The 19,756-nt window shown below is 66.9% G+C and carries 20 protein-coding genes; 13 read left to right on the forward strand and 7 right to left on the reverse strand.

Features of this window, described 5'->3' with window-relative positions; all coding sequences use genetic code 11:
- Together T281_RS10145 and T281_RS10150 are read right to left on the reverse strand one after the other, a co-directional pair.
- On the reverse strand, positions 1 to 615 hold a 615-nt coding region (locus tag T281_RS10145; protein ID WP_037238137.1), incomplete at its 3' end, for a fructose-bisphosphatase class II.
- Between the two features lie 147 nt (positions 616 to 762).
- Positions 763 to 2,094, reverse strand: coding sequence for a homoserine dehydrogenase (locus tag T281_RS10150; protein ID WP_037238100.1), 1,332 nt, complete (start codon positions 2,092 to 2,094; stop codon positions 763 to 765).
- Positions 2,095 to 2,356: 262 nt separating this feature from the next.
- Between T281_RS10150 and T281_RS10155 the strand changes: the two genes are divergently transcribed.
- From T281_RS10155 to T281_RS10165, 3 genes are all read left to right on the forward strand, one after another.
- On the forward strand, positions 2,357 to 3,508 hold the full coding sequence (locus T281_RS10155) for a glycosyltransferase family 4 protein (protein ID WP_245269208.1): 1,152 nt from the start codon (positions 2,357 to 2,359) through the stop codon (positions 3,506 to 3,508).
- A complete protein-coding gene (locus T281_RS10160; RefSeq protein ID WP_037238103.1) occupies positions 3,492 to 4,448 on the forward strand; it encodes a UDP-glucuronic acid decarboxylase family protein in 957 nt (318 codons plus the stop codon). Before T281_RS10155 ends, T281_RS10160 begins: the two co-directional genes overlap by 17 nt.
- Positions 4,449 to 4,744: 296 nt before the next feature.
- Complete coding sequence (locus T281_RS10165; RefSeq protein WP_037238106.1) at positions 4,745 to 5,542, forward strand: (Fe-S)-binding protein; 798 nt, start codon at positions 4,745 to 4,747, stop codon at positions 5,540 to 5,542.
- A gap of 373 nt (positions 5,543 to 5,915) precedes the next feature.
- Here T281_RS10165 and T281_RS10170 read toward each other — a convergent pair whose 3' ends face one another.
- Both T281_RS10170 and T281_RS10175 read right to left on the reverse strand, forming a co-directional pair.
- Positions 5,916 to 6,443, reverse strand: a complete 528-nt coding sequence (locus T281_RS10170; protein WP_037238108.1) for a GNAT family N-acetyltransferase — start codon at positions 6,441 to 6,443, stop codon at positions 5,916 to 5,918.
- Between the two features lie 264 nt (positions 6,444 to 6,707).
- The gene (locus T281_RS10175; RefSeq protein ID WP_037238110.1) at positions 6,708 to 7,268 is read right to left on the reverse strand and encodes a nitroreductase family protein; all 561 of its coding nucleotides are present in this window, start codon (positions 7,266 to 7,268) and stop codon (positions 6,708 to 6,710) included.
- A gap of 257 nt (positions 7,269 to 7,525) precedes the next feature.
- On the opposite strand from T281_RS10175, the gene moaA reads away from it, so the two are divergent.
- Together moaA and T281_RS10185 are read left to right on the forward strand one after the other, a co-directional pair.
- A complete protein-coding gene (gene moaA / locus T281_RS10180; RefSeq protein ID WP_420834876.1) occupies positions 7,526 to 8,557 on the forward strand; it encodes a GTP 3',8-cyclase MoaA in 1,032 nt (343 codons plus the stop codon).
- A 6-nt stretch (positions 8,558 to 8,563) separates the two neighbouring features.
- The gene (locus tag T281_RS10185; protein ID WP_155955203.1) at positions 8,564 to 9,391 is read left to right on the forward strand and encodes a hypothetical protein; all 828 of its coding nucleotides are present in this window, start codon (positions 8,564 to 8,566) and stop codon (positions 9,389 to 9,391) included.
- A gap of 21 nt (positions 9,392 to 9,412) precedes the next feature.
- On the opposite strand, the gene cobD is transcribed toward T281_RS10185, so the two are convergent.
- Positions 9,413 to 10,477: a threonine-phosphate decarboxylase CobD gene (cobD, locus tag T281_RS10190; protein WP_052037352.1), complete on the reverse strand. Its 1,065-nt coding sequence runs from the start codon at positions 10,475 to 10,477 to the stop codon at positions 9,413 to 9,415.
- A gap of 140 nt (positions 10,478 to 10,617) precedes the next feature.
- Between cobD and cbiB the strand changes: the two genes are divergently transcribed.
- The 4 genes from cbiB to cobJ all read left to right on the forward strand — a co-directional run bounded on the left by cbiB (position 10,618) and on the right by cobJ (position 13,895).
- Entirely contained in the window at positions 10,618 to 11,592 is a 975-nt protein-coding gene (gene cbiB, locus T281_RS10195) for an adenosylcobinamide-phosphate synthase CbiB (protein ID WP_037238118.1), read from the forward strand.
- A gap of 124 nt (positions 11,593 to 11,716) precedes the next feature.
- On the forward strand, positions 11,717 to 12,382 hold the full coding sequence (locus T281_RS10200; RefSeq protein WP_199502467.1) for a precorrin-8X methylmutase: 666 nt from the start codon (positions 11,717 to 11,719) through the stop codon (positions 12,380 to 12,382).
- Positions 12,379 to 13,137: a precorrin-2 C(20)-methyltransferase gene (locus tag T281_RS10205; protein ID WP_037238122.1), complete on the forward strand. Its 759-nt coding sequence runs from the start codon at positions 12,379 to 12,381 to the stop codon at positions 13,135 to 13,137. The genes T281_RS10200 and T281_RS10205 overlap by 4 nt, the downstream gene beginning before the upstream one ends.
- The gene (gene cobJ, locus T281_RS10210; protein WP_037238124.1) at positions 13,134 to 13,895 is read left to right on the forward strand and encodes a precorrin-3B C(17)-methyltransferase; all 762 of its coding nucleotides are present in this window, start codon (positions 13,134 to 13,136) and stop codon (positions 13,893 to 13,895) included. The genes T281_RS10205 and cobJ overlap by 4 nt, the downstream gene beginning before the upstream one ends.
- On the opposite strand, the gene T281_RS10215 is transcribed toward cobJ, so the two are convergent.
- On the reverse strand, positions 13,862 to 14,641 hold the full coding sequence (locus tag T281_RS10215) for a cobalt-precorrin-6A reductase (protein ID WP_037238126.1): 780 nt from the start codon (positions 14,639 to 14,641) through the stop codon (positions 13,862 to 13,864). The genes cobJ and T281_RS10215 overlap by 34 nt on opposite strands.
- A gap of 41 nt (positions 14,642 to 14,682) precedes the next feature.
- On the opposite strand from T281_RS10215, the gene T281_RS10220 reads away from it, so the two are divergent.
- From T281_RS10220 to T281_RS10235, 4 genes are read left to right on the forward strand one after another with little or no spacing between them, the layout of a single operon-like run.
- Positions 14,683 to 15,918, forward strand: a complete 1,236-nt coding sequence (locus tag T281_RS10220; protein ID WP_037238128.1) for a bifunctional cobalt-precorrin-7 (C(5))-methyltransferase/cobalt-precorrin-6B (C(15))-methyltransferase — start codon at positions 14,683 to 14,685, stop codon at positions 15,916 to 15,918.
- The gene (locus T281_RS10225) at positions 15,915 to 16,376 is read left to right on the forward strand and encodes a cobalamin biosynthesis protein (RefSeq protein WP_052037353.1); all 462 of its coding nucleotides are present in this window, start codon (positions 15,915 to 15,917) and stop codon (positions 16,374 to 16,376) included. The genes T281_RS10220 and T281_RS10225 overlap by 4 nt, the downstream gene beginning before the upstream one ends.
- A 55-nt stretch (positions 16,377 to 16,431) precedes the next feature.
- Positions 16,432 to 17,196 carry a precorrin-4 C(11)-methyltransferase gene (gene cobM, locus T281_RS10230; protein WP_037238130.1) on the forward strand — a complete coding sequence of 255 codons (765 nt, stop codon included), beginning with the start codon at positions 16,432 to 16,434 and terminating at the stop codon, positions 17,194 to 17,196.
- Positions 17,193 to 18,530 carry a cobyrinic acid a,c-diamide synthase CobB gene (locus T281_RS10235; protein WP_037238133.1) on the forward strand — a complete coding sequence of 446 codons (1,338 nt, stop codon included), beginning with the start codon at positions 17,193 to 17,195 and terminating at the stop codon, positions 18,528 to 18,530. The genes cobM and T281_RS10235 overlap by 4 nt, the downstream gene beginning before the upstream one ends.
- Before the next feature lie 12 nt (positions 18,531 to 18,542).
- Here T281_RS10235 and tcuB read toward each other — a convergent pair whose 3' ends face one another.
- Positions 18,543 to 19,643 (reverse strand): tricarballylate utilization 4Fe-4S protein TcuB, encoded by a 1,101-nt coding sequence (tcuB, locus tag T281_RS10240; protein WP_037238135.1) that lies wholly within the window; start codon positions 19,641 to 19,643, stop codon positions 18,543 to 18,545.
- Between the last annotated feature and the right edge of the window lie 113 nt (positions 19,644 to 19,756).

Consider the following 19,756-nt stretch of genomic DNA (forward strand, 5'->3'; position numbering starts at 1 on the left):
CACGCCCGCGATGTCGCCGTCGCCGATCAGCGCCACAGCAGCGCCGGCCGCACGGATCTCCTCGATCAACCTGGCGTGGCGCGGCCTGTCGAGCACGCACGCCGTAAGCTCGGACACGCGCGCCCCCTTCGCGGATGCGAGACGGGCGAGGTTTTCCTCGATGGAACGGTCAAGGCTCACCAGCCCCGGCTCGTAGCCCGGCCCGATGGCGATCTTCTCCATGTAGACGTCGGGCACCTTGAGCATGCAATCGCGCTCGCTCATCGTGACGACCGCCAGCGCGCCCGGCAGCGATTTCGCGCAGAGCGTCGTGCCTTCGAGCGGGTCGACCGCGATGTCGACGGGCTGGCCGCCGACGCCCAGTTCCTCGCCTTCATAGAGGAGCGGCACTTCGTCACGCTCGCCCTCGCCGATCACGATGCGGCCGTCGATGGCGAGATCGGCAAGCTCGCGGTGCATGGCTGCAACGGCGGCGGCGTCCGCCTGCCGCTCGTCGCCCCGCCCGCGGAGCTTGGCCGCGGCGACGGCCGCGCCCTCCGTCACACGGGCGATGTCGAGGGAAAGCGTGCGCATGAGACTGCTCGCCGGTCTGGCGAATGACGGCTCGTTTGCCATGGTCCTGGCCCTCCCGCGAAACTCAGGTGGCTGAAGCAATTCCCGAAAAAGCGGGAACCGATTTTCCGTCCGGAATTGCGATAGATCTTCGAGCGCGTCGCCGGCTGCGTTTGAGCCGGTCGCGCTCTGAAGCTGTAGCACGTGGGGCTAAAGCGCCTCAATGCGTATCGTCTGGGGAACGCCGGAGACGTGCCCATCCTCGACGATAGCGGCGAGCGCGCTGCGTAGCCGCTCCTCGCGCGTGCGATGCGTGATCATGACGACCGGCGTCGGCTCGCCCGCTTGGCCCGCGCGGCTGATCCCCGGCAGATCGAGCGGCGCGCGCTTCTGAACCACGCTTTCGAGCGAAATCTGCTGCTCGGCCATGCGCGTCGCGATGGCTGCGATGGCCCCCGGCCGGTCGAAGACCGAAAGGCGGATGTAGAAGCCGCCCTCGTGCGAGAACATGCCGGGGCGCGTCTGCTGGCGCAGTTTCGCGACAGGCAAAATGAAGGGCGGGCTGATGTGGCCGCGCGCGATGTCGATGATGTCGCTCGCCACCGACGACGCGGTGGCCCTCGATCCGGCGCCCGGCCCCGCGAGAATGATAAGACCCGAATAGTCGCCCTCGACCGCGACGGAGTTGAGGGGGCCGTCTACGCCCGCCAGCGCGCTCGTCTTCGGGATCATCGTCGGCGAAACGCGCGCCTCGATGCCGTTTTCGGTCTGGATCGCCACGGCGAGAAGCTTGATGCGGTAGCCCAGTTCTTCAGCGGCGTCGAAGTCGTCGGGCGTGATGCCGCGAATGCCTTCGAGGTGGATCGCGCCGAAATCGGGCCGAACGCCGAAAGCGAGCGCCGAAAGCAGCGCAAGCTTGTGGCCCGCGTCCTGACCGTCGACATCGAAGGTCGGGTCCGCTTCCGCGTAGCCGAGCGCCTGCGCTTCCGCGAGCACCTCCGCGAAGGGCAGTCCCTCGCGCTGCATGCGGGTGAGGATGTAGTTGCTGGTGCCGTTCAGGATGCCGTAGACGCGGCTGATGGAGTTGCCGAGCAGGCTTTCGCGCAGGCCCTTGACGATCGGAATACCGCCCGCGATCGCCGCCTCGAAATTGAGCGCGAGGCCCTTCTTCTCCGCCAGTCCCGCGAGATACACCCCATGGCGCGCGAGAAGCGCCTTGTTCGCCGTGACGACATGCTTGCCCGCTTCGAGCGCCACTTCGACGCTTTGCAGCGCCGGGCCTTCATCGCCGCCGATCAGTTCCACGAACACGTCTATGCTGTCGCTTCGCGCGAGATCGCAGGCGTTCGCGAACCACGGAATGCCCGTAAGATCCACGCCGCGATCCTTGCCCGGCGTTCGCGCCGACACGCCCGCGACCTCGATGCTGCGGCCCGAGCGATCGGCGATAGCCGCGCCGTTTTCGCGCAGCAGGGACACCAGTCCCGCGCCCACCGTGCCGAGACCGGCGATGCCCAATCGAAGCGGCGGAAGATCTGTCATGTCTCGTCGATCCTTATCGCGCGTCCGCTGAAAGCCATGAGCCGCCAGCAGCCCCCGTGGCGCGGCTGTCAGAACAGCCTCGCATGAACGCACATCTTTATCGGCATCTCAAATGCGATGCAATTGTGGAGCGCCCGCTGCCGTGGCGAGATTCCGATCGTTCGCATTCCTCCAATAGCGGTGCGCGAGCGGTGGAAAACTGCGCCCAAAGGTTGCCGATGGAACCAATTATATGCTTTCCCATCTTTGGTGGGAGGATCGCTTGGAACATCGCGGTTCGAAGGTTTTTCTGGGAGCGACGCTTTTGAGGCCCGGCGCTGGCGGTATCTCCGCCGTCGCCCGCATGTCGGTGCGCGCCTTGATCGGCTCCGGCGTCCGCGTAGACCTCCTGAGCTTCCTCGATACGGAACCCGTTGAGGTCGATGGCGTCGCCGCCCGCCTGGCACGCGGCAGCAAATTCAAGTTCCTCCTCGCGGCGAACCGGCTCGCCCTTCGCAATCCATTCGCTCTTTACGACTCGGTCGGGACAGCCCGCGCTCATCCTCGTGCGCTCGGAAGGCTGAGGCCCTACGCGACTTGGATTCACGGCATCGAAGTCTGGTACGACGGCTCACCGGCACGAGCGCGCGCGCTTGCCGGGGCCGACATCGTGCTGGTGAACTCCGCCTTCACCCTCGCAAAATTCGAGACGCTGCGCGGCCCGCTGCCTCGGGCGCAAGTTTGCTCCCTTTCGACGGAAAGCGATGACGCGCCGCATGCGCTCGCTTCCTTCCAGGGGCCGCCTTCCGTGCTCATTCTCGGCCGGATCGAGGCGGCGGAGGATTACAAAGGCCATCGTGAGTTGATCGCGGCATGGCCGCAGGTCATGGCGGCGGTCCCGGAAGCCCGCCTCGTCATCGCAGGCGGCGGCAGCGGTCTCGACGCGATTCGGGCGGCAGCCGCGTCGTCGCCCGCCCGCGAGAGCATCGACGTGCTCGGTTTCGTGCCGGAAGAGGCGCTCCCCGCCCTTTGGGACGCAGCGCACGTCTTCGCCATGCCAAGCCGAAACGAGGGCTTCGGCATCGTCTACGCGGAGGCGATGCGGCGCGGCCTACCGGTTGTCGCGTCGATTCATGATGCCGGGCGCGAGGTGAACGTCGATGGCGTGACCGGTTTCAACGCCGATCTCGACCGCGAGGACGATCTCGCGGATCGGCTGATCTTTCTGCTGCGGAACACGGACAAGGCCGCCGCCATGGGGCTCGCCGGGCATGCGCGCTGGCAGCGCAATTTCCGCTTCAGCGATTTCGCGACGCGGCTTCACAGCCGTCTGGACAAGTACCTTTCCATGCCCGCCGGTGGTCCGGCGGGAAAGCCACTTGATGATTATTCAGCGCATTTGAGCGAGGCCATTGATCATGCCAAGACTTTATGAAAGCCGGAAACGCGTTCTGGTTACAGGAGGCGCCGGTTTCCTGGGATCGCACCTGATCGACCGTCTTCTTGCCGACGGTCACGAAGTGCTCTGCGTGGACAATCTTTTCACCGGGACGAAGCGCAACATCGATCATTTGCACGGGCAGCCGCGCTTCGAGTTCATGCGCCACGACGTGACGCTTCCTCTCTATGTCGAGGTGGACGAGATCTACAATCTCGCCTGCCCTGCCTCGCCGGTGCACTATCAGCACGACCCGGTGCAGACGACGAAAACCAGCGTGCATGGCGCCATCAACATGCTGGGGCTGGCCAAGCGCCTGAAATGCCGCATCCTTCAGGCTTCGACGAGCGAGGTTTACGGCGATCCCGCCATCCACCCGCAGCACGAGGATTACTGGGGCAACGTGAATCCTATCGGCCCCCGCTCCTGCTACGACGAAGGCAAGCGCTGCGCGGAAACGCTGTTCTTCGACTATAACCGCCAGCACCAACTCGACATCAAGGTCGCGCGGATCTTCAACACGTACGGTCCGCGCATGCATCGCGCCGATGGCCGCGTCGTGTCGAATTTCATCGTCCAGGCGCTGACGAACGAGCCCATAACGCTGTACGGCGACGGGCGGCAAACGCGCTCCTTCTGCTATGTCGACGATCTGATCGACGGGCTCGTGCGGCTGATGAACAGCCCCGCCGGCTTCATCGGCCCCGTCAATCTGGGCAACCCGGGCGAATTCTCGATGCTCGAACTCGCGCGTGAGATCGTCCGGCAGACCGATTCCGCCAGCGAAATCGTTTACCGCCCGCTGCCTGCCGACGATCCGAAGCAGCGCCAGCCTGATATCGCGCTCGCGCAGGCGAAGCTTGGCTGGGGACCGGAAGTTCCGCTTTCGGAAGGCCTGAAACCGACGATCGCCTATTTCCGCACGCTGATCGATTAACCGGAGGAGCGGCATGCTCGCGGTACGCGGTGGCTTTCGGCACGCCGACTTCGTTAACCTCCCACGCGCTCAGGTTCCAGCGCGCGCTTGTCGGCTGACGAGGATTCACCGGCGAAAGTCGAGGCAACTTCGCGGCCTCATTGATGGCGCTAAATAATTGGAGCGTGCGCATCTGCGTGCACTCCAATTATCCTGTCGCTTCGCGTATGCAAAAGCCGCATACACTTTTCGGCGTAGTGCTCTGGCGCGATGCACACGCTCTGGCTGTTAGCAGGGCGATTGATGGGGAATCCAGGATGGAGCCAAGTAGGCAGAGTGCTGCTCGAAGCCACCAGACGGTTCGCGTGGCGCTTTTCGTCACCTGCCTTGTGGATATCTTCCGGCCTTCGGCCGCTTTCGCAACGGTGAAGCTCCTCGAAGAGGCGGGATGCGAGGTCATCGTTCCCGAAACGCAGACCTGCTGCGGCCAGCCCGCCTATAATTCGGGCGATCGCGAAGCGGCGAGAGAGATTGCGAAACAGGTCATCGCCGCCTTCGAGACCTTCCCTTACGTCGTGGTGCCGTCAGGCTCGTGCGCGGCCATGATCGCGAAGCATTATCCCGGCCTGTTCGACGCGGAAACGGAGCCGTCTTGGCGCGCGCGCGCGGAGGGCCTTGCAAGCCGCACCAGCGAGCTCACCGCCTTTCTCGCCGACATTCTCGGCGTGGATTTTTCCGGCCGAGCCTATCCGCGCCGCGTGACCTATCACGACTCCTGCTCGTCGGTGCGGGAACTTGGCGTCGCCTCGCAGCCGCGCGCGCTTTTAAAGAGCCTCGACGGCCTCACTCTCGCAGAAATGAGCGACCGCGACGTGTGCTGCGGTTTCGGCGGAGCGTTCGCGCTCAAATACCCCGAAATTTCCAACGCCATCGTGACGCAAAAGGCCGAGCGCGTGGTCGATACCAACGCCGAAGTGCTTACGGGCGCCGACCTCGGCTGCCTCATGAATATCGCGGGCAAACTCGCGCGCGAAGGGCGAGTGGTCGAGGTTCGCCACATCGCCGAAGTGCTGGCGGGCGACGACTCCGAGCCGGGCCTCTGCGCCGAAGGGTAGCGCGTGCGGCGGCACGATTCCCTGCTAGTGAAGTAAACTTTTCTTTCACGCTCGCTGTAGTTGGCAACGTCATTAAATGTAAAATGCTGCACTAGGTGTTCAGTCCCGCTGAATCTAACGCTTGGCGCCCGCGCCTGACGGCGGCGATGATTTTGTCGGGATCGGCGACCCATTGGAAGGGCTTGGGCTTGGCCTGAGCGGTGGGGCCGTCGAGGTAGCGATTGATTGCGGCCTGGGGTCAGAGGGTGACGCCGGTTTGCATGCCGCTGACTCGCACGCCGTCTGCGGCCAGGGAATTCCCTTCGAGAATCAAATGTCAGGGCGAACCACAAGAAGCGACTACTCGCGCGCGTTGATGACCGATATCGGCCTACTAACCTTTCATGATCTTCTCGAAACGGAATCCCTCGTCAGCGCCCGGGAATTCGCTCGAACTCGGCCCGTGTGGATCTAGGTGGCGGTCGTTGAAGAATTCGACAATCTTGAAACCACACTTGTTCACGTAGAAGTGGATGTTCCTCTTTTCGAAATATGGCGTGTGCGTATGCCAGACGAGCGTCTCGGGGTAGCGGCGCTCGATGGCCTGCCAAGCCAAGTACCCAAGACCACGCCCGTGTTTCTTTGGGGAAAGGAAGAAGAGCCCGAGCGAATTGTGCTTAGTCTCTTCATTGATAGACAGGATGGCCCCTCCTATCGGCTGATGATCGAATTGGATGCGGAGCACCACGGCGTCTGGCGCGCCCATGGCGGCATCCAGATCGGTGTCAGATGGAATCGGGCCATCCGGCAGTTGGCCGAATTCATCAACTACGGCCACAGCGAATGCTGTCTGAAGCTCGCTTTTGAAGCTCGAAAAGTCGCCGACTTCGGCCTCGACGAGAGTGATGCGTTTGTGAATCATTCACCATTCGTAGCTAAACAATGCGGCGGTCATTATGGCGGTCAGATGTCGGAGTCGGGCCGATGGCGGCTGACGGTCGGCTTATGGAAACTGCCGCGTCCCTGTAGGTCCGCAAAGGTTCGATGGCTGTGTTGCCGCCGACGCGCCGGAGGGGACCAAGTGTTAGGTTTGAACCACTAGAATAAATCGGTTGCTAGTGCTCTTGAGGCGCATACGTTGCTGGAGAGCATCGGCACTGTGGACCAAACGTAATGCGCCAAAGCACTAGGCGGGCCAGCTTGTGAGAAATGCCGATACTTCGAGCGGCGCGGGCGGGTTCGGTCGCGCTTTCACCGTGCCGATATAGATGTATGCAACGATCTCTTCGTTCGCCTTCACGCCGAGCGCTTCCCTGATGAGCGGATCGGTAGCGGCGTCGCCCGTCTTCCATACCGCGCCGAAACCGAGCGCCTCGCTCGCGAGGATGATGTTCTGCGCCGCCGCCGCCGCCGAGAACTTCTGGTCGATGGCGGGCACATTCGCGTCGTCGACGATCTTTGCCAGCACAACGAGGATCAGCGGCGCGCGCAGCGGCTTCTTCTTCTCGCGGGCGATCACCTCCGGCGAGGCGTTCGGCGCTTTGTTCTGATACGCCGCCGCGAAAATCTCGCCGAGCTTCGCCCGTGCGTCGCCTCGAATGGAGATGAACCGCCACGGCCTCAGCCGCTTGTGATCGGGAGCGCGAAGCGCCGCCGCGACGATCTTGCGTTCGATTTCATGGTCGGGCGCCGGTTCTTCGAGAATGGACGGGCTCACCCGGGTTACCAGCGATTCATATGCTTCCATGGCGAGTCACTCCAGATCGTCCGCTCCAGATTTTTGCCGAGCATCTCCCAGGCAAACTCAGGCGCGTGAAGAGCAGCATTATCATCCGAGACTTATGCAAAATAGACGCTAAGCGCCCGACGGCTTGGCGGCGTCTCATCATCATTTCGTGAGCGCGTGGGCGCTGACAACCACTGCCGCATTCACATATCAGCATTTCGAGCCGGTCAGGGTTCCCGGCTCCAGCCGCGAAACCCGGATACCGCATGACGCTACACCTGACAGAAGCCGCCACGCTATCGCCCGTCAGCGCCGCACCCGCCATGGTCGATCCCTTCGGGCGGCATATCACCTACCTGCGCGTATCGGTCACTGACCGCTGCGATTTCCGCTGCGTCTATTGCATGCCGGATCGCATGCAGTTTCTGCCGAAAGCCGAACTGCTCACGCTGGAGGAGCTGGACCGCCTCTGCGCTGGCTTCATCGCGAAAGGCGTACGGAAAATCCGGCTCACCGGCGGCGAGCCTCTGATGCGGCGCAACCTCCTGTGGCTTGTGCGCGCGCTCTCCCGCCATCTCGATGCGGGGACGCTCGACGAGGTGACGCTGACGAGCAACGGCAGCCGCATGGCCGAGTTTGCCGCACCGCTGAAGGATGCCGGCGTGCGCCGCGTCAACATCTCGCTCGACACGCGCGACGCGGACAAATTCAGGGCCGTGACGCGCCGGGGCGATCTCGCCGCGGCGCTCGCAGGCATCCGCGCCGCGCAGGCTGCCGGGCTGCGCATCAAGATCAACATGGTCGCGCTGAAGGCCATTAACGACAGCGAAATCGAGGACATGCTACTCTGGTGCCATGCGGAAGGAATGGACCTGACCTTGATCGAGACCATGCCTCTCGGCGCCATCGAAGGCGGGCGGTACGGAAGTTACCTGCCGCTATCCGACGTGCGCGCTCGGCTTTCCGCGCGGTTCACCCTCGACGCCCTTCCCGACAGCACCGGCGGTCCGGCGCGATATGCGCGCGTGCGCGAAACCGGCGGCAGGCTCGGCTTCATCACGCCGATGTCGCGATCCTTCTGCGAAGGCTGCAACCGCCTTCGCGTCACCGCCACCGGCCAGCTCTACCTATGCCTCGGGCAGGAAGACGCGGCGGACCTCCGAGCGCCTCTTCGCGCGGACGCCTCGAACGCGCGGCTATCGGAGGCCCTCGACGCCGCTCTCGCCCGCAAGCCGCGCGGCCACGACTTTGTCATCGACAAGGCCGACGACACGCGGATCGCGCGGCCCATGAGCGTAACGGGCGGGTGACGCGCGATGCGGGTTTTCGTATGCGTTTTGTGTGTTGTGTGGAGTGCGACCGTTCTGGCGGCCGGGGGAGAGCCCGACAGCCGCGCGGCGAGCGTCGCGAGTCCCGCGACCGGCAAGGCGAACGAAACCGCCGATAAGCCGCAGGCCGAAACACAGCAACCGAAAATTGCCCCCAACCCGGCGCCGACCGAAGCCGAAAACATTTTCCTCGACCGGCTCATGCGCGCGGAATCGGGCGGGCGGCAGTTCGCGAAAAACCCGCTTTCATCGGCGCTCGGTCCGTATCAATTCATCGAGTCCACGTTCCTCGACGTGGTGAAACGCAATCTGCCCGACCTCGCGGCGGGCAAGAACGATTTCGAAATCCTCGCGCTCCGCACCGATTACGCCGTCTCGCGGACGGTTGCGCTGCTGTTCACACGCGAAAACGCCGCCGCCCTCGCCGAAAAGAATCAGCCCGCGACCCCGGCCAATCTGCGGCTCGCCTTTTTCGCCGGAGCCGCCACCGCGCTCAAGGTTCTGGAAGCCGAGCCGGAGGAGCGCGTCTCCGGCATTTTCAGCGAAGCCGCCGTCCGCGCCAACCCGTTCCTCTCCCCCATGACCGCCCGGCAGCTCATCGAACGCTCGGCGCGCGAAGCGGAGCGCGGCGGCACCGTGACCGTTGCGCTGTCGGGGAGGTCGCCCGTGTCCGCGCCGCAGAAGCCGCGCATCGCCGTGCGTTGCAATCTGCAACTCGCGAGTTGCCGCAAATGGCTTGCGCTGGCAGAGGCCCGGCTCAACGCCAGAACCGGGCCGCTGAAGACCGCCGCGAAGGCATCGCAGAGGCAGCCCTGATCCACCGCCAGCGGTTCCCCATCAGGCGTGAAGCGCCCGTTCAAGGCGCTGCCAGGCTTCCGCGCCGCCCGGAATGCCGAAGCGCAGCCAGGAGCGCTCATAGGTAAAGCGCCGGACAAGAATGCCGTGCTCGCCGAGACGGTTCGCGAGCGTCAAAGCGTTGTGCGCGCCGGGGCGATCTGGCGCTTTCGCGCATGCGGCGAGACGATAGAGGTTCGTTCCGCCGACGATTTCGCATCCAGCACCCGCGAGAAGGGCGTCGAGGCGCGCGGTATCGGCGGCAAGACGCGAGCGGGCCGCTTCGAGCCATGCGCCGTCGTTGAGAGCCGCCGTGCCGATGGCGAGCGCCGGGCCGGACACCGCCCACGGGCCGAGCATGCCGCGAAGCCGCCCCGCGAGCGCAGGTTCCGCGACCGCGAAGCCGAGGCGCACGCCCGCCAGCCCGTACATCTTGCCGAAGGAGCGCAGCACGATTGTCGACGGCGGCAGCGAAGGGACGACGCTCGCGCCCGCCTCTGCGACATCCATGAAGGCTTCGTCGACCACGAGCAGCCCGCCACGCTGCGCGAGCGATACCGCCCATTCGGCCAACGCGTCGGCGGCGATCAATCGGCCGGTCGGGTTGTTCGGGTTGACGACGACGACTGCGTCCGCGCCGCGCGTATCGGCGAGCGAAGCGACCTCGCGCAAATCGTGCCCCTCGCGCCGCCACGCCGCTGCGTGCTCGGCATAGGTTGGAGACAGCACCGCGACGTGTGGCCGTGCGCCCTCTTGCAACGGCTCGGCGGCGGGAGCAGCGCAACCTCGCCGGGAACCGGGCGCTACCAGCCTCGGCAGGATCTGGATCAACGCCTGCGTACCCGGCGCAGCGACGATGCAATCCGCGCTTTTCGCACCGTAACGCGCCGCCGCCGCTTCCCGCAACGCGCGTTCTTCGGACGCCAGGGGCAGCCGCGTCCACGCCGCCGCGTCGATTTCCGGCACTGGATAGGCCACCGGGTTTATGCCGGTCGAAAGGTCGATCCACGGCTCGGGCGCATTCGGCCAGCGCCGTCGCGCCTCGTCGAGCGCGCCGCCATGCGCCATCCCGTCATGCGCGGGGGCAGCGTGCTCACGCTCAGACCGCTCGCCAGGATTTTTTTCGTCCCGGCGATTTCCCGCAGCCGCAGCTTCATCTATAGGAGCGTTACATTTCATCGCGCATCCACGCTTTCGCCTTTCGGGTCATGTTCACCACGCTCGCCCTCATCGCGCTTCTGGTTGAAGCCGCAGCAGGTTATCCGAACGCGCTGTTCCGCGCCGTGGGCCATCCGGTGACGTGGATCGGCGCACTCTTATCATGGTGCGACCGGAACTTGAACCGGCCAGCATGGACGTTCGGAGAGCGGCGCGCGGGCGGCATCGTCACGCTCGCGCTGATGCTCGGCGCAACGGTCGCGATCAGCGCCGGTTTATGGGCCGCGCTCGAAAGCACCCTGCCGCCGCTTGCCGCCATCATTGTCGGCGGCATTATCGCGAGCTCGCTCCTCGCGCAGCGGGCCCTCGCCGAGCACGCGGAGGCTGTCGCCGACCGGCTGGAAGCGGACGGTCTCGACGGCGGGCGCGAGGCCGTGACCTTTCTCGTCGGCCGCGACGTGTCCGCGCTCGACGAAGCCGGCGTCAGCCGCGCGGCGGTGGAAAGCCTCGCCGAGAATTTTTCCGATGGCGTCGTCGCGCCGCTGTTCTGGCTCGCGCTGGGCGGCCTTCCGGCGGCGGCTGCCTATAAGGCCGTCAACACCGCCGACAGCATGATCGGGCATAAGTCCGAGCGCTACCACGCCTTCGGCTGGGCGTCGGCGCGGCTGGACGATCTCCTGAACCTGCCGGGCTCGCGCCTTGCCGCGCTGTGGCTCGCGCTCGCCGCGCTGCTTCAGCCTTCCGCCTCCGCCGAGAATGCAGCCCGCGCGGTGTTCCGCGATGCGCGCCGCCATCGCTCGCCAAACGCGGGTTGGCCGGAAGCCGCGATGGCGGGCGCGCTCGGCTTCAAGCTCGGCGGCCCGCGCGTCTATGGCGGCACGCTGGTCGATGATTCGTGGATGGGCGACGGGCGAGCCGCGCTCACGGCCGATGACATCCGCGCGGCGCTGCGTCTCTATCGCACGGCCTGCCTCATTCAGGCGAATGCGCTCGCAGCGGCCGTCGTCGCCTTCACGGCGCTTTGACGCTGTGGCATTCCACGCGCCCCGATTGCGTTTGACAGCCCGCGCGCGCATTGGCTAACTGCATTTTTTGACGGAGCGCCAAGCTGATCCCATTGAGCCGATCCGACTGAGCCGAGCCACGTCCATGTCCGCCCCAAAATCGATGACCGAAGCCCAGAAGCCCGCCCCGCGGGACTATATCCGCGATGGAGCCGAGATCTATCGCCGCTCCTTCTCCATCATCCGCAGCGAGGCCGACCTCTCGCGCTTCGACGAACTTGAGGCGAAGGTGGCCGTGCGCATCATCCACGCCTGCGGCATGGTCGATGTGGTGAACGACCTCGAAATGTCGCCGGGCTTCGCCGCCGCCGCGCGCGGGGCATTGCTCGCGGGCGCGCCGATCCTCTGCGACGCGAACATGGTCGCTTTCGGCGTCACGCGCGCGCGCCTGCCGGCGAGCAATGCCGTGATCTGTACGCTTGCGGATGAAACCGTGCCCGAGCTTGCGAAAGACATCGGCAACACGCGCTCCGCCGCCGCGATGGAACTCTGGCGGCCGCATCTCGACGGTGCGGTGGTCGCCATCGGCAACGCGCCGTCCGCGCTGTTCCGCCTCCTCGAAATGCTGGACGACGGTGCGCCCGCGCCCGCAGCGATCATCGGCACGCCGGTCGGTTTCGTCGGCGCGGCGGAGTCGAAGGATGCGCTCGCCGCCGATGGTCGCGTGCCTTATCTCGTCGTGAGAGGCCGCCGGGGCGGAAGCGCCATGGCCGCCGCCGCCGTCAACGCGCTCGCGAGCGAGAAGGAATGAGCCCGCTCGAACTTATCGCGGGCGGCGCGGAAGCGGGCACGCTTTACGGCATAGGCGTCGGGCCGGGCGACGTGCGCTATCTCACGCTGCGCGCGGCGGGGCTGATCCGTTCGGTCGATGTGCTCGCCTGTTTCGCGAAGGAGGGCCGCGAAAGCTGCGCCCGCTCCGTGGCCGCACCGCTGATCGAGCCGGGCCGCGAGGAATTGACGCTATACTATCCCGTCACGACCGAAGCGCCGGTCGAGGATGCCGCCTACACCAGCCCGATGCGCGATTTCTACGAGGCGTCGGCGGAACGGCTCGCCGCACTGCTGCGCGCGGGCAGGTCTGTCGGGCTGATGGGCGAGGGCGACCCGTTCTTCTACGGCTCGTTCATGCATATGTGGCGCAGGCTGGAGCGCGATTTTCCGGTCGAGATCGTGCCCGGCGTCATCGGCATTTCGGGCTGCGCGGCCAAGGCGAATGCGCCGCTCACCTGGGGCGACGACGTGCTGACGGTGCTGCCCGGCACGCTCGACGAGGCGACGCTCGCCCGCCGTCTCGCCGACACCGATGCCGCCGCGATCATGAAAGTTGGCCGCAATCTCGCGAAGGTGCGCCGCGCGGTGGCACAGGCGGGCCTTCTCGACCGCGCGATCTATGTGGAGCGCGGCACCATGCCCGGCGAGCGCGTCGCGCCGCTGGCAGACGTGGACGCAGCGAAGGCACCCTATTTCTCCATGATCCTCATTCCCGGCAACGGGAGGCGCATATGACGGGCTCGCTCGTCATCGTCGGGGTCGGGCCGGGCGATGCGGCTTACACCACACCCGCCGCAAGCCTCGCGCTGGCCGAGGCGACCGACCTCATCGGCTACGGCCTCTATCTCGACCGCGTGCCGCAGCGCGAAGGGCAGACGCGCCACGCATCCGGCAATCGCGTCGAGATTGACCGCGCGCGCCATGCGCTGGAGCTTGCGGTGCAGGGGCGTCGGGTTGCCGTCGTCTCTGGCGGCGATGCGGGCGTTTTCGCCATGGCGGCGGCGATCTTCGAGGCGGTCGACGCGGGCGATCCAGCCTGGCGCGCGCTCGACATCCGCGTCGAACCGGGCGTAACCGCGATGCTGGCCGTGGCGGCAGAAGTCGGAGCGCCGCTCGGCGGCGATTTCTGCGCCATCTCGCTCTCCGACAATCTCAAAAGCTGGGCGACGGTGGAGCGCCGTCTCCGCGCGGCGGCCGAAGCGGATTTCGTAATCTCGCTGTACAATGCGAAGTCGCTCGCGCGCCCGCATCAATTGGGCGCGGCGCTCGACATTCTGCGCGACGTGAAAGCGGGCGATACGGTCGTGCTGTTCGTGCGTGCGGCGGGCACGGCGGAGGCGCGCGTCACGGTGACGACGCTGGCCGAAGCGGACCCATCCATCGCGGACATGCGCACGCTCGTCATGATCGGCGCGAGCACGACGCGGCTTATCGAGCGCGACGGCGCGCGGCCCTGGGTCTATACGCCGCGTTCGGAGCGCACCCCGGAATGATCGCGCGCGGCGAGCAGCGTTTCGAGCCACGCCACCGCTTCGGCGGGCGAACCGAGCGCATGGCCCGCAGGCTTCTCCGGCCGTTCGATCATCACCACGGGCAGGCCGAGCACGCGCGCCGCCTCGATCTTGCCGTAGGTTGCCGCGCCGCCCGAGTTCTTGGAAACCACCACATCGAACCCGCCTTCGCGCATCAGCCTCAACTCGGCTTCGGCGTCATAAGGCCCACGCGCTTCGATGAAGGCGAGGTCGGGCGGCAACGCCACGCCCTCGGGCCGGTCGATCACACGCGCCACGTAACGGTGCTGAGGCGCGGCGGCGAACGCGGGCAGTTCGAGCCGCCCCACGGTCAGGAACACGTTGCGCCGGGCGTCGCCGAGAGCGGCGGCTGCGGCTTCCGGCGAGGATGCGGAAATCCAGCGGTCGCCCTCGTGCCGCGCCCATGCCGGGCGCACGAGGCTCACGAGCGGAACACTTGCCGCTTCCGCCGCCTTGACGGCATTGGCGGAGATGCGCGCGGCGAAGGGATGCGTCGCGTCGATCATCGCGTCGATGCGCTCTTCACGGAGGTATGCCGCGAGGCCGTCCGCTCCACCGAAGCCGCCGATGCGGAACGGAATGGCTGGCGTTGCGGGCGAAACGGTGCGGCCCGCGAGCGACAACGTGGGCTCGAACCGCGCGTCCCCCACCAGCCGCTTCGCGAGCGCGGATGCATCGGCCGTGCCGCCAAGGATCAGAAGTCGCATCGTGAACTCTCACGGTATGTCGCGAAGGCGCGACGGGCCTCATGATGGAAACGCGGGAAACAAACACGCTTCGGCGCTGGCTGTCTATCGTCGGCATCGGCGAAGACGGCGTCGAGGGGCTGACGGCGCATGCGCGCGCGCTCGTTTCGAGCGCTGAACTGGTGGTCGGCGGGGCGCGGCATCTCGCGCTTGCGGCACCGCTGATCCGGGGCGAGACGCTTCCATGGCCGAGCCCGCTGCACGACGCCTTCCCGCTGATCGCCGAGCGGCGCGGGCGGCCTGTGTGCGTGCTGGCAAGCGGCGACCCATTTCATTATGGCGTCGGCAAGCAAATCGCGACCTTCGCCAGCGCGGACGAAATTCTCTGCGTGCCGCAACCGTCATCCTTCAGCCTCGCCGCGTCGCGCATGGCTTGGGCGTTGCAGGACGTTGCCGCGATCACGCTGCATGGCCGCGCGCTGGAAGGGCTCGTCCGGCATCTGTTTCCCGGCGCGCGCATCCTCGCGCTGTCATGGGATGGTTCGACGCCTGCGAAAGCCGCACGGCTGCTGACGGATCTCGGTTTCGGCGCATCCATATGCACGGTGCTGGAGGAAATGGGCGGCATGGGTGAGCGCGTCAGTAGCGCGCGCGCCGACGCGTTCACGCTTGATGGCATCGCCGCGCTGAACGTGTTCGCCATCGAGGTGGCGGGCGGCGCGGATGCGCGCATCGTGCCGCTGACGCCCGGCCTCGACGATTCGCTGTTCGAGAGCGACGGCCTGTTGACAAAGCGCGAGGTGCGCGCCGTGACGCTTGCGGCGCTCGCGCCCCGGCCCGGCGAACTCCTGTGGGACATCGGCCTCGGCTCCGGCTCCATCGCCATCGAGTGGCTGCTGCGGCATCCGACCATGCGCGCCATCGGCATTGAGGAGAACACGGAGCGGGCAGCGCGGGCGATGCGCAACGCGCTGGCGCTCGGCGCGCCGGATCTTCGCGTGGTGCAGGGCCGTGCGCCCGATGCGCTGGCGGATCTGCCCGCGCCGGACGCCGTATTCGTCGGCGGCGGGCTGACGGACGCGGGCGTGTTCGATGCTGCATGGAACGCGCTGAAGCTTGGCGGCCGCATCGTCGCCAACGCCGTGACGCTCGAAAGCGAGGCGCTGCTGGTGGATGCGTTCAAACGGCGTGGCGGTGAGCTCACCCGCATCGAAATTTCGCGCGCGTCGGCGCTGGGCAGCTTCACCGGATGGCGCGCGGCGATGCCCGTCACGCAGTGGCGCGCGGTGAAATCATGACGGGCAAGACGACCATCGTCGCGGGGCTCGGCTTCCGCAAGAACGCGGGGGCGGATGCCATCGGCGGCGCTGTCGTGGCGGCGCTCGAAGCGGCGGGCGTCGAGGCGGCCTCACTCACCGCGTTGGCCACGCTCGCGGATAAAGCCGCCGAGCCGGGGTTTCTGGAAGCGGCGCAGCGTCTTCGCATGCGCGTCGCGCTTGTGAGCGAGTCGGATCTGGCCGAGGCTGCGCCGGGCGGGCTAACTCTGTCGGCGCGCGTGCTGGCGGAAAAAGGCGTGCCCTCGGTTGCCGAAGCGGCGGCGCTCGCCGCAGCCGGACCCGGCGCGCGGCTTCTCTGCGCGCGCGTCACCAACCGCGAGGCGGCTTGCGCCATCGCCATCGGCAAAGACGCCGCCGCGAAAGCAATTCCTGGAAAAGTGGGAACCGGTTTTCCGTCCGGCATTGCGTCAGAACAATGAGATAGAGCATTCCACGATCTCGTTTTAAGCGGAGATGCTCCAAGGGAGAGACCGAATGACCGTTCATTTCATCGGTGCGGGGCCGGGCGCGCCTGACCTCCTGACGCTTCGCGGCCGCGACATCATCGCGCGCTGTCCCGTGTGCCTCTATGCGGGCTCGCTCGTGCCGGAGGCGATCCTCGGCCACTGCCCGCCCGGCGCGCGCATCGTGAACACCGCGCCGATGTCGCTCGACGAGATCGTCGCCGAGATCGTGGATGCGACGGCGGCAGGGCATGACGTGGCGCGGCTGCATTCCGGCGACCTATCGGTGTGGAGCGCGCTTGGCGAGCAGACGCGCCGCCTCGATGCGCTCGGCATCCCGTACACCGTCACGCCCGGCGTGCCGTCCTTCGCGGCGGCGGCGGCGGCGCTCGGCCGCGAGCTGACGCTGCCCGAAGTGGCGCAATCGGTCGTGCTGACGCGGACTTCAGGCCGCGCGTCCGCCATGCCGGACACGGAGACGCTTGCCGCCTTCGCCGCCACGCGCGCGACGCTCGCGGTGCATCTGTCGATCCACGCGCTCGACAAGGTTGTGGCGGAGCTTCTCCCGTTCTACGGCGCGGATTGCCCGGCGGCGGTCGTCTACCGCGCGAGCTGGCCGGAGGAAACGATCATCCGCGCGCCGCTCGGCGAACTTGCCGCGAAGGTGGTGGAGGCGGCCCATATCGACCGCACCGCGCTGATCCTCGTGGGCCACTCTCTCGGCTCATCGGATTTCCGCGAAAGCGCGCTCTACGATCCCGGCTATCAGCGCCGCTATCGGGGCCGCGGCGAATGACGGGTGGCGGCACATCGGGGCCGCGCGGCGTCATTATTTCCGCCGTGCGGTCGGGCGCGGGCAAAACCACGCTTTCGCTCGGCCTGATGCGCGCGTTGACGCGGCGCGGCGTGGCGGTGCAGCCGTTCAAATCCGGGCCGGACTACATCGACCCCGCCTTTCACGAAGCAGCGTGTGGGCGACCGAGCTTCAACCTCGATACGTGGGCGATGCCGCGCGGGCTGATCGGCGGCCTCATCGCGCGGGCTGGCTCGTCTTCGGATATGTGCATCGCGGAAGGCGTGATGGGCCTGTTCGACGGCGTGGCGGCGGAAGGGCGAACGGCGCGCGGCGCGACTGCCGACCTCGCCGCGCTCACTAGCTGGCCGGTGGTGCTCGTGCTGGATGTGTCCGCGCAGTCCGAGACTGCGGCGGCTGTTGCGCTCGGCTGCAAGCTCTATCGCGATGATGTACAGCTCGCAGGCGTTATCCTGAACCGCGTGGCGAGCGAAGGGCATGAGCGGCCTATCCGCGCCGCGCTGGAGCGGATCGGTGTGCCGATACTCGGCGCGTTGCGTCGGCGTGCCTCCATCGCGCTGCCGGACCGTCATCTCGGCCTCGTGCAGGCGGGCGAGCATGCGGATCTCGACGGTTGGCTCGATACGCTGGCGGATGAAGTCGCCGCACAGGTTTCGCTCGATGCCATCGTCGCCAGCGCCGCGCCGTGCACGCTCGAAGCCGCCCCATCCGCGCCGCCGCTGCCGCCACCCGGCCAACGCATTGCGGTGGCGAAGGATCGCGCGTTCTCCTTCCTCTATCCGCACATGCTGCAAGGCTGGCGCGACGCGGGCGCGGAAATCCTGTGTTTCTCACCGCTGGCCGACGAAGCGCCGGACGCTTCAGCGGATGCGGTGTGGCTACCCGGCGGCTATCCCGAGCTTCACGCAGGGACGCTTGCCGCCGCCTCGCGCTTCCTCGGCGGCCTTCGCGATGCCGCCACCCGCGGCGCATGCGTCCACGGCGAGTGCGGCGGCTATATGGTGCTTGGCGCGGGGATCGAAGATGCAGACGGCGTGCGGCACGCCATGGCGGGGCTGCTCGGCCTTGAGACGAGTTTCGCCAAGCGCAAGCTGCATCTCGGCTATCGGCGCGCGCGGCTTCTGGCGGACGGCGCGCTTGGGCGGGCTGGCGGCACGCTCTGGGGCCATGAGTTTCATTATGCCAGCGTGCTCGCGGTGAACGACGCGCCGCTGCTCGATGCCGTGGATGCGCGCGGCGAGCCTTGCGCCGAAACGGGCGCGCGTCGGGGTTGCGTCAGCGGCACGTTCTTCCACACCATCGCCGTTGAAGGCTGAGCCGCAGCGCAACTACCGCCGCCGTTCCATCGCAGCCTTTAGAAGCGCCGCCGCGCGATATGGCGCATGCGCGAACCTGCCGAAGGGCAGCGTCGCGAAGAAGCCCAGCACAGTGCCCAGATGCACCGCGAGGAGCAGCCCCATCGCGGCGGTGTCGCGCAACGCCAACAGCGCGAGGCCGGAGGCGGCGACGGCGAAAAGCTGTGCCAACAGGACGAAATCGCCCGTCGTGTCGAAGGCCGCGCCGCTGCGGGTGCGCACGCCAGCAAGCCCCGCCGCGCCAATCACCATGCCGATGCCGCCCACCGTGCCGAGGATCACCGGCAGACTCAATAGCGGGTACGGCGCGAGCCAGCCGAAGCCGTGATGATAGACGGTCGCGGTGCAGGTCGCCGCAAAGCAGAGCAGGAAGCCGTAGGCGAGCGCGTGATGGAGGAAGCGGCGCGCGGTGCTTTGCTCGCAAGCGATGCCGCCGCCTTCGAGGTTGCGCAGGGTCGCCGCATCGCAGATCGCAAGCGGGATCGCGCGCCACAGTGAATCGCCGCCGCGCGTGTTGCCCCGCGAAATCGCGCGCCAGAACCGCGCCACGCGAACGCCGACGAGCGCAAGCCCCAACAGGAACGGTGCCAGCGTCGCCGCCGTCATCGTCGCCCAGGGAATGACGGCGTAGAATGCCCCCTCGCCCGCGTGTCGCGCGGTGAGCGTGCCCCATGGCACGATCGCGACGGTCAGCGCGACGACCGCGACGAAGATCGCGAGCGCAAGCCATGGGCGCTCCCGCCATGAGAGGGCGCGCACCTCGGCCAGTGCTTTCGGAGCATCCACCGCGAAGACATGCGGCGGCTCATATTGGCAGGACGTGAGGCAGTTTCCGCAGTTGTGGCAAAGATGCGCGATATAGGCGAGGTCGCCGTCGCTGAAGGCGGGCGCTGCGGCGGCTTTCGGTTCAACGGAAGCGCGCTCCCCGCGTCGCTCGATAGCCCGCATCGCCTCGCAGAAACCGTTGCAGTAGTTGCAGACCGCGCAGATCGTGGCGATGCGGCGGGCTTCGGCCAGCGGCGCAAGTTTTTCGGGCGATGGCGTTTCAGGCGATGGCGTTTCAGGAAACCGCATGGCGGGCGGCCTCCTCTCCCGCGATACGGCCGAAGACCGCGCCCACGGTCATGCCACCGCCCGCGACATAGCCCGTGCCGAGGACGTTCGGGGCCATGATCATGCCCGCCGCG

Source organism: Rhodomicrobium udaipurense JA643 (assembly GCF_000636015.1).
Classification (GTDB): Bacteria; Pseudomonadota; Alphaproteobacteria; order Rhizobiales; family Rhodomicrobiaceae; genus Rhodomicrobium; species Rhodomicrobium udaipurense.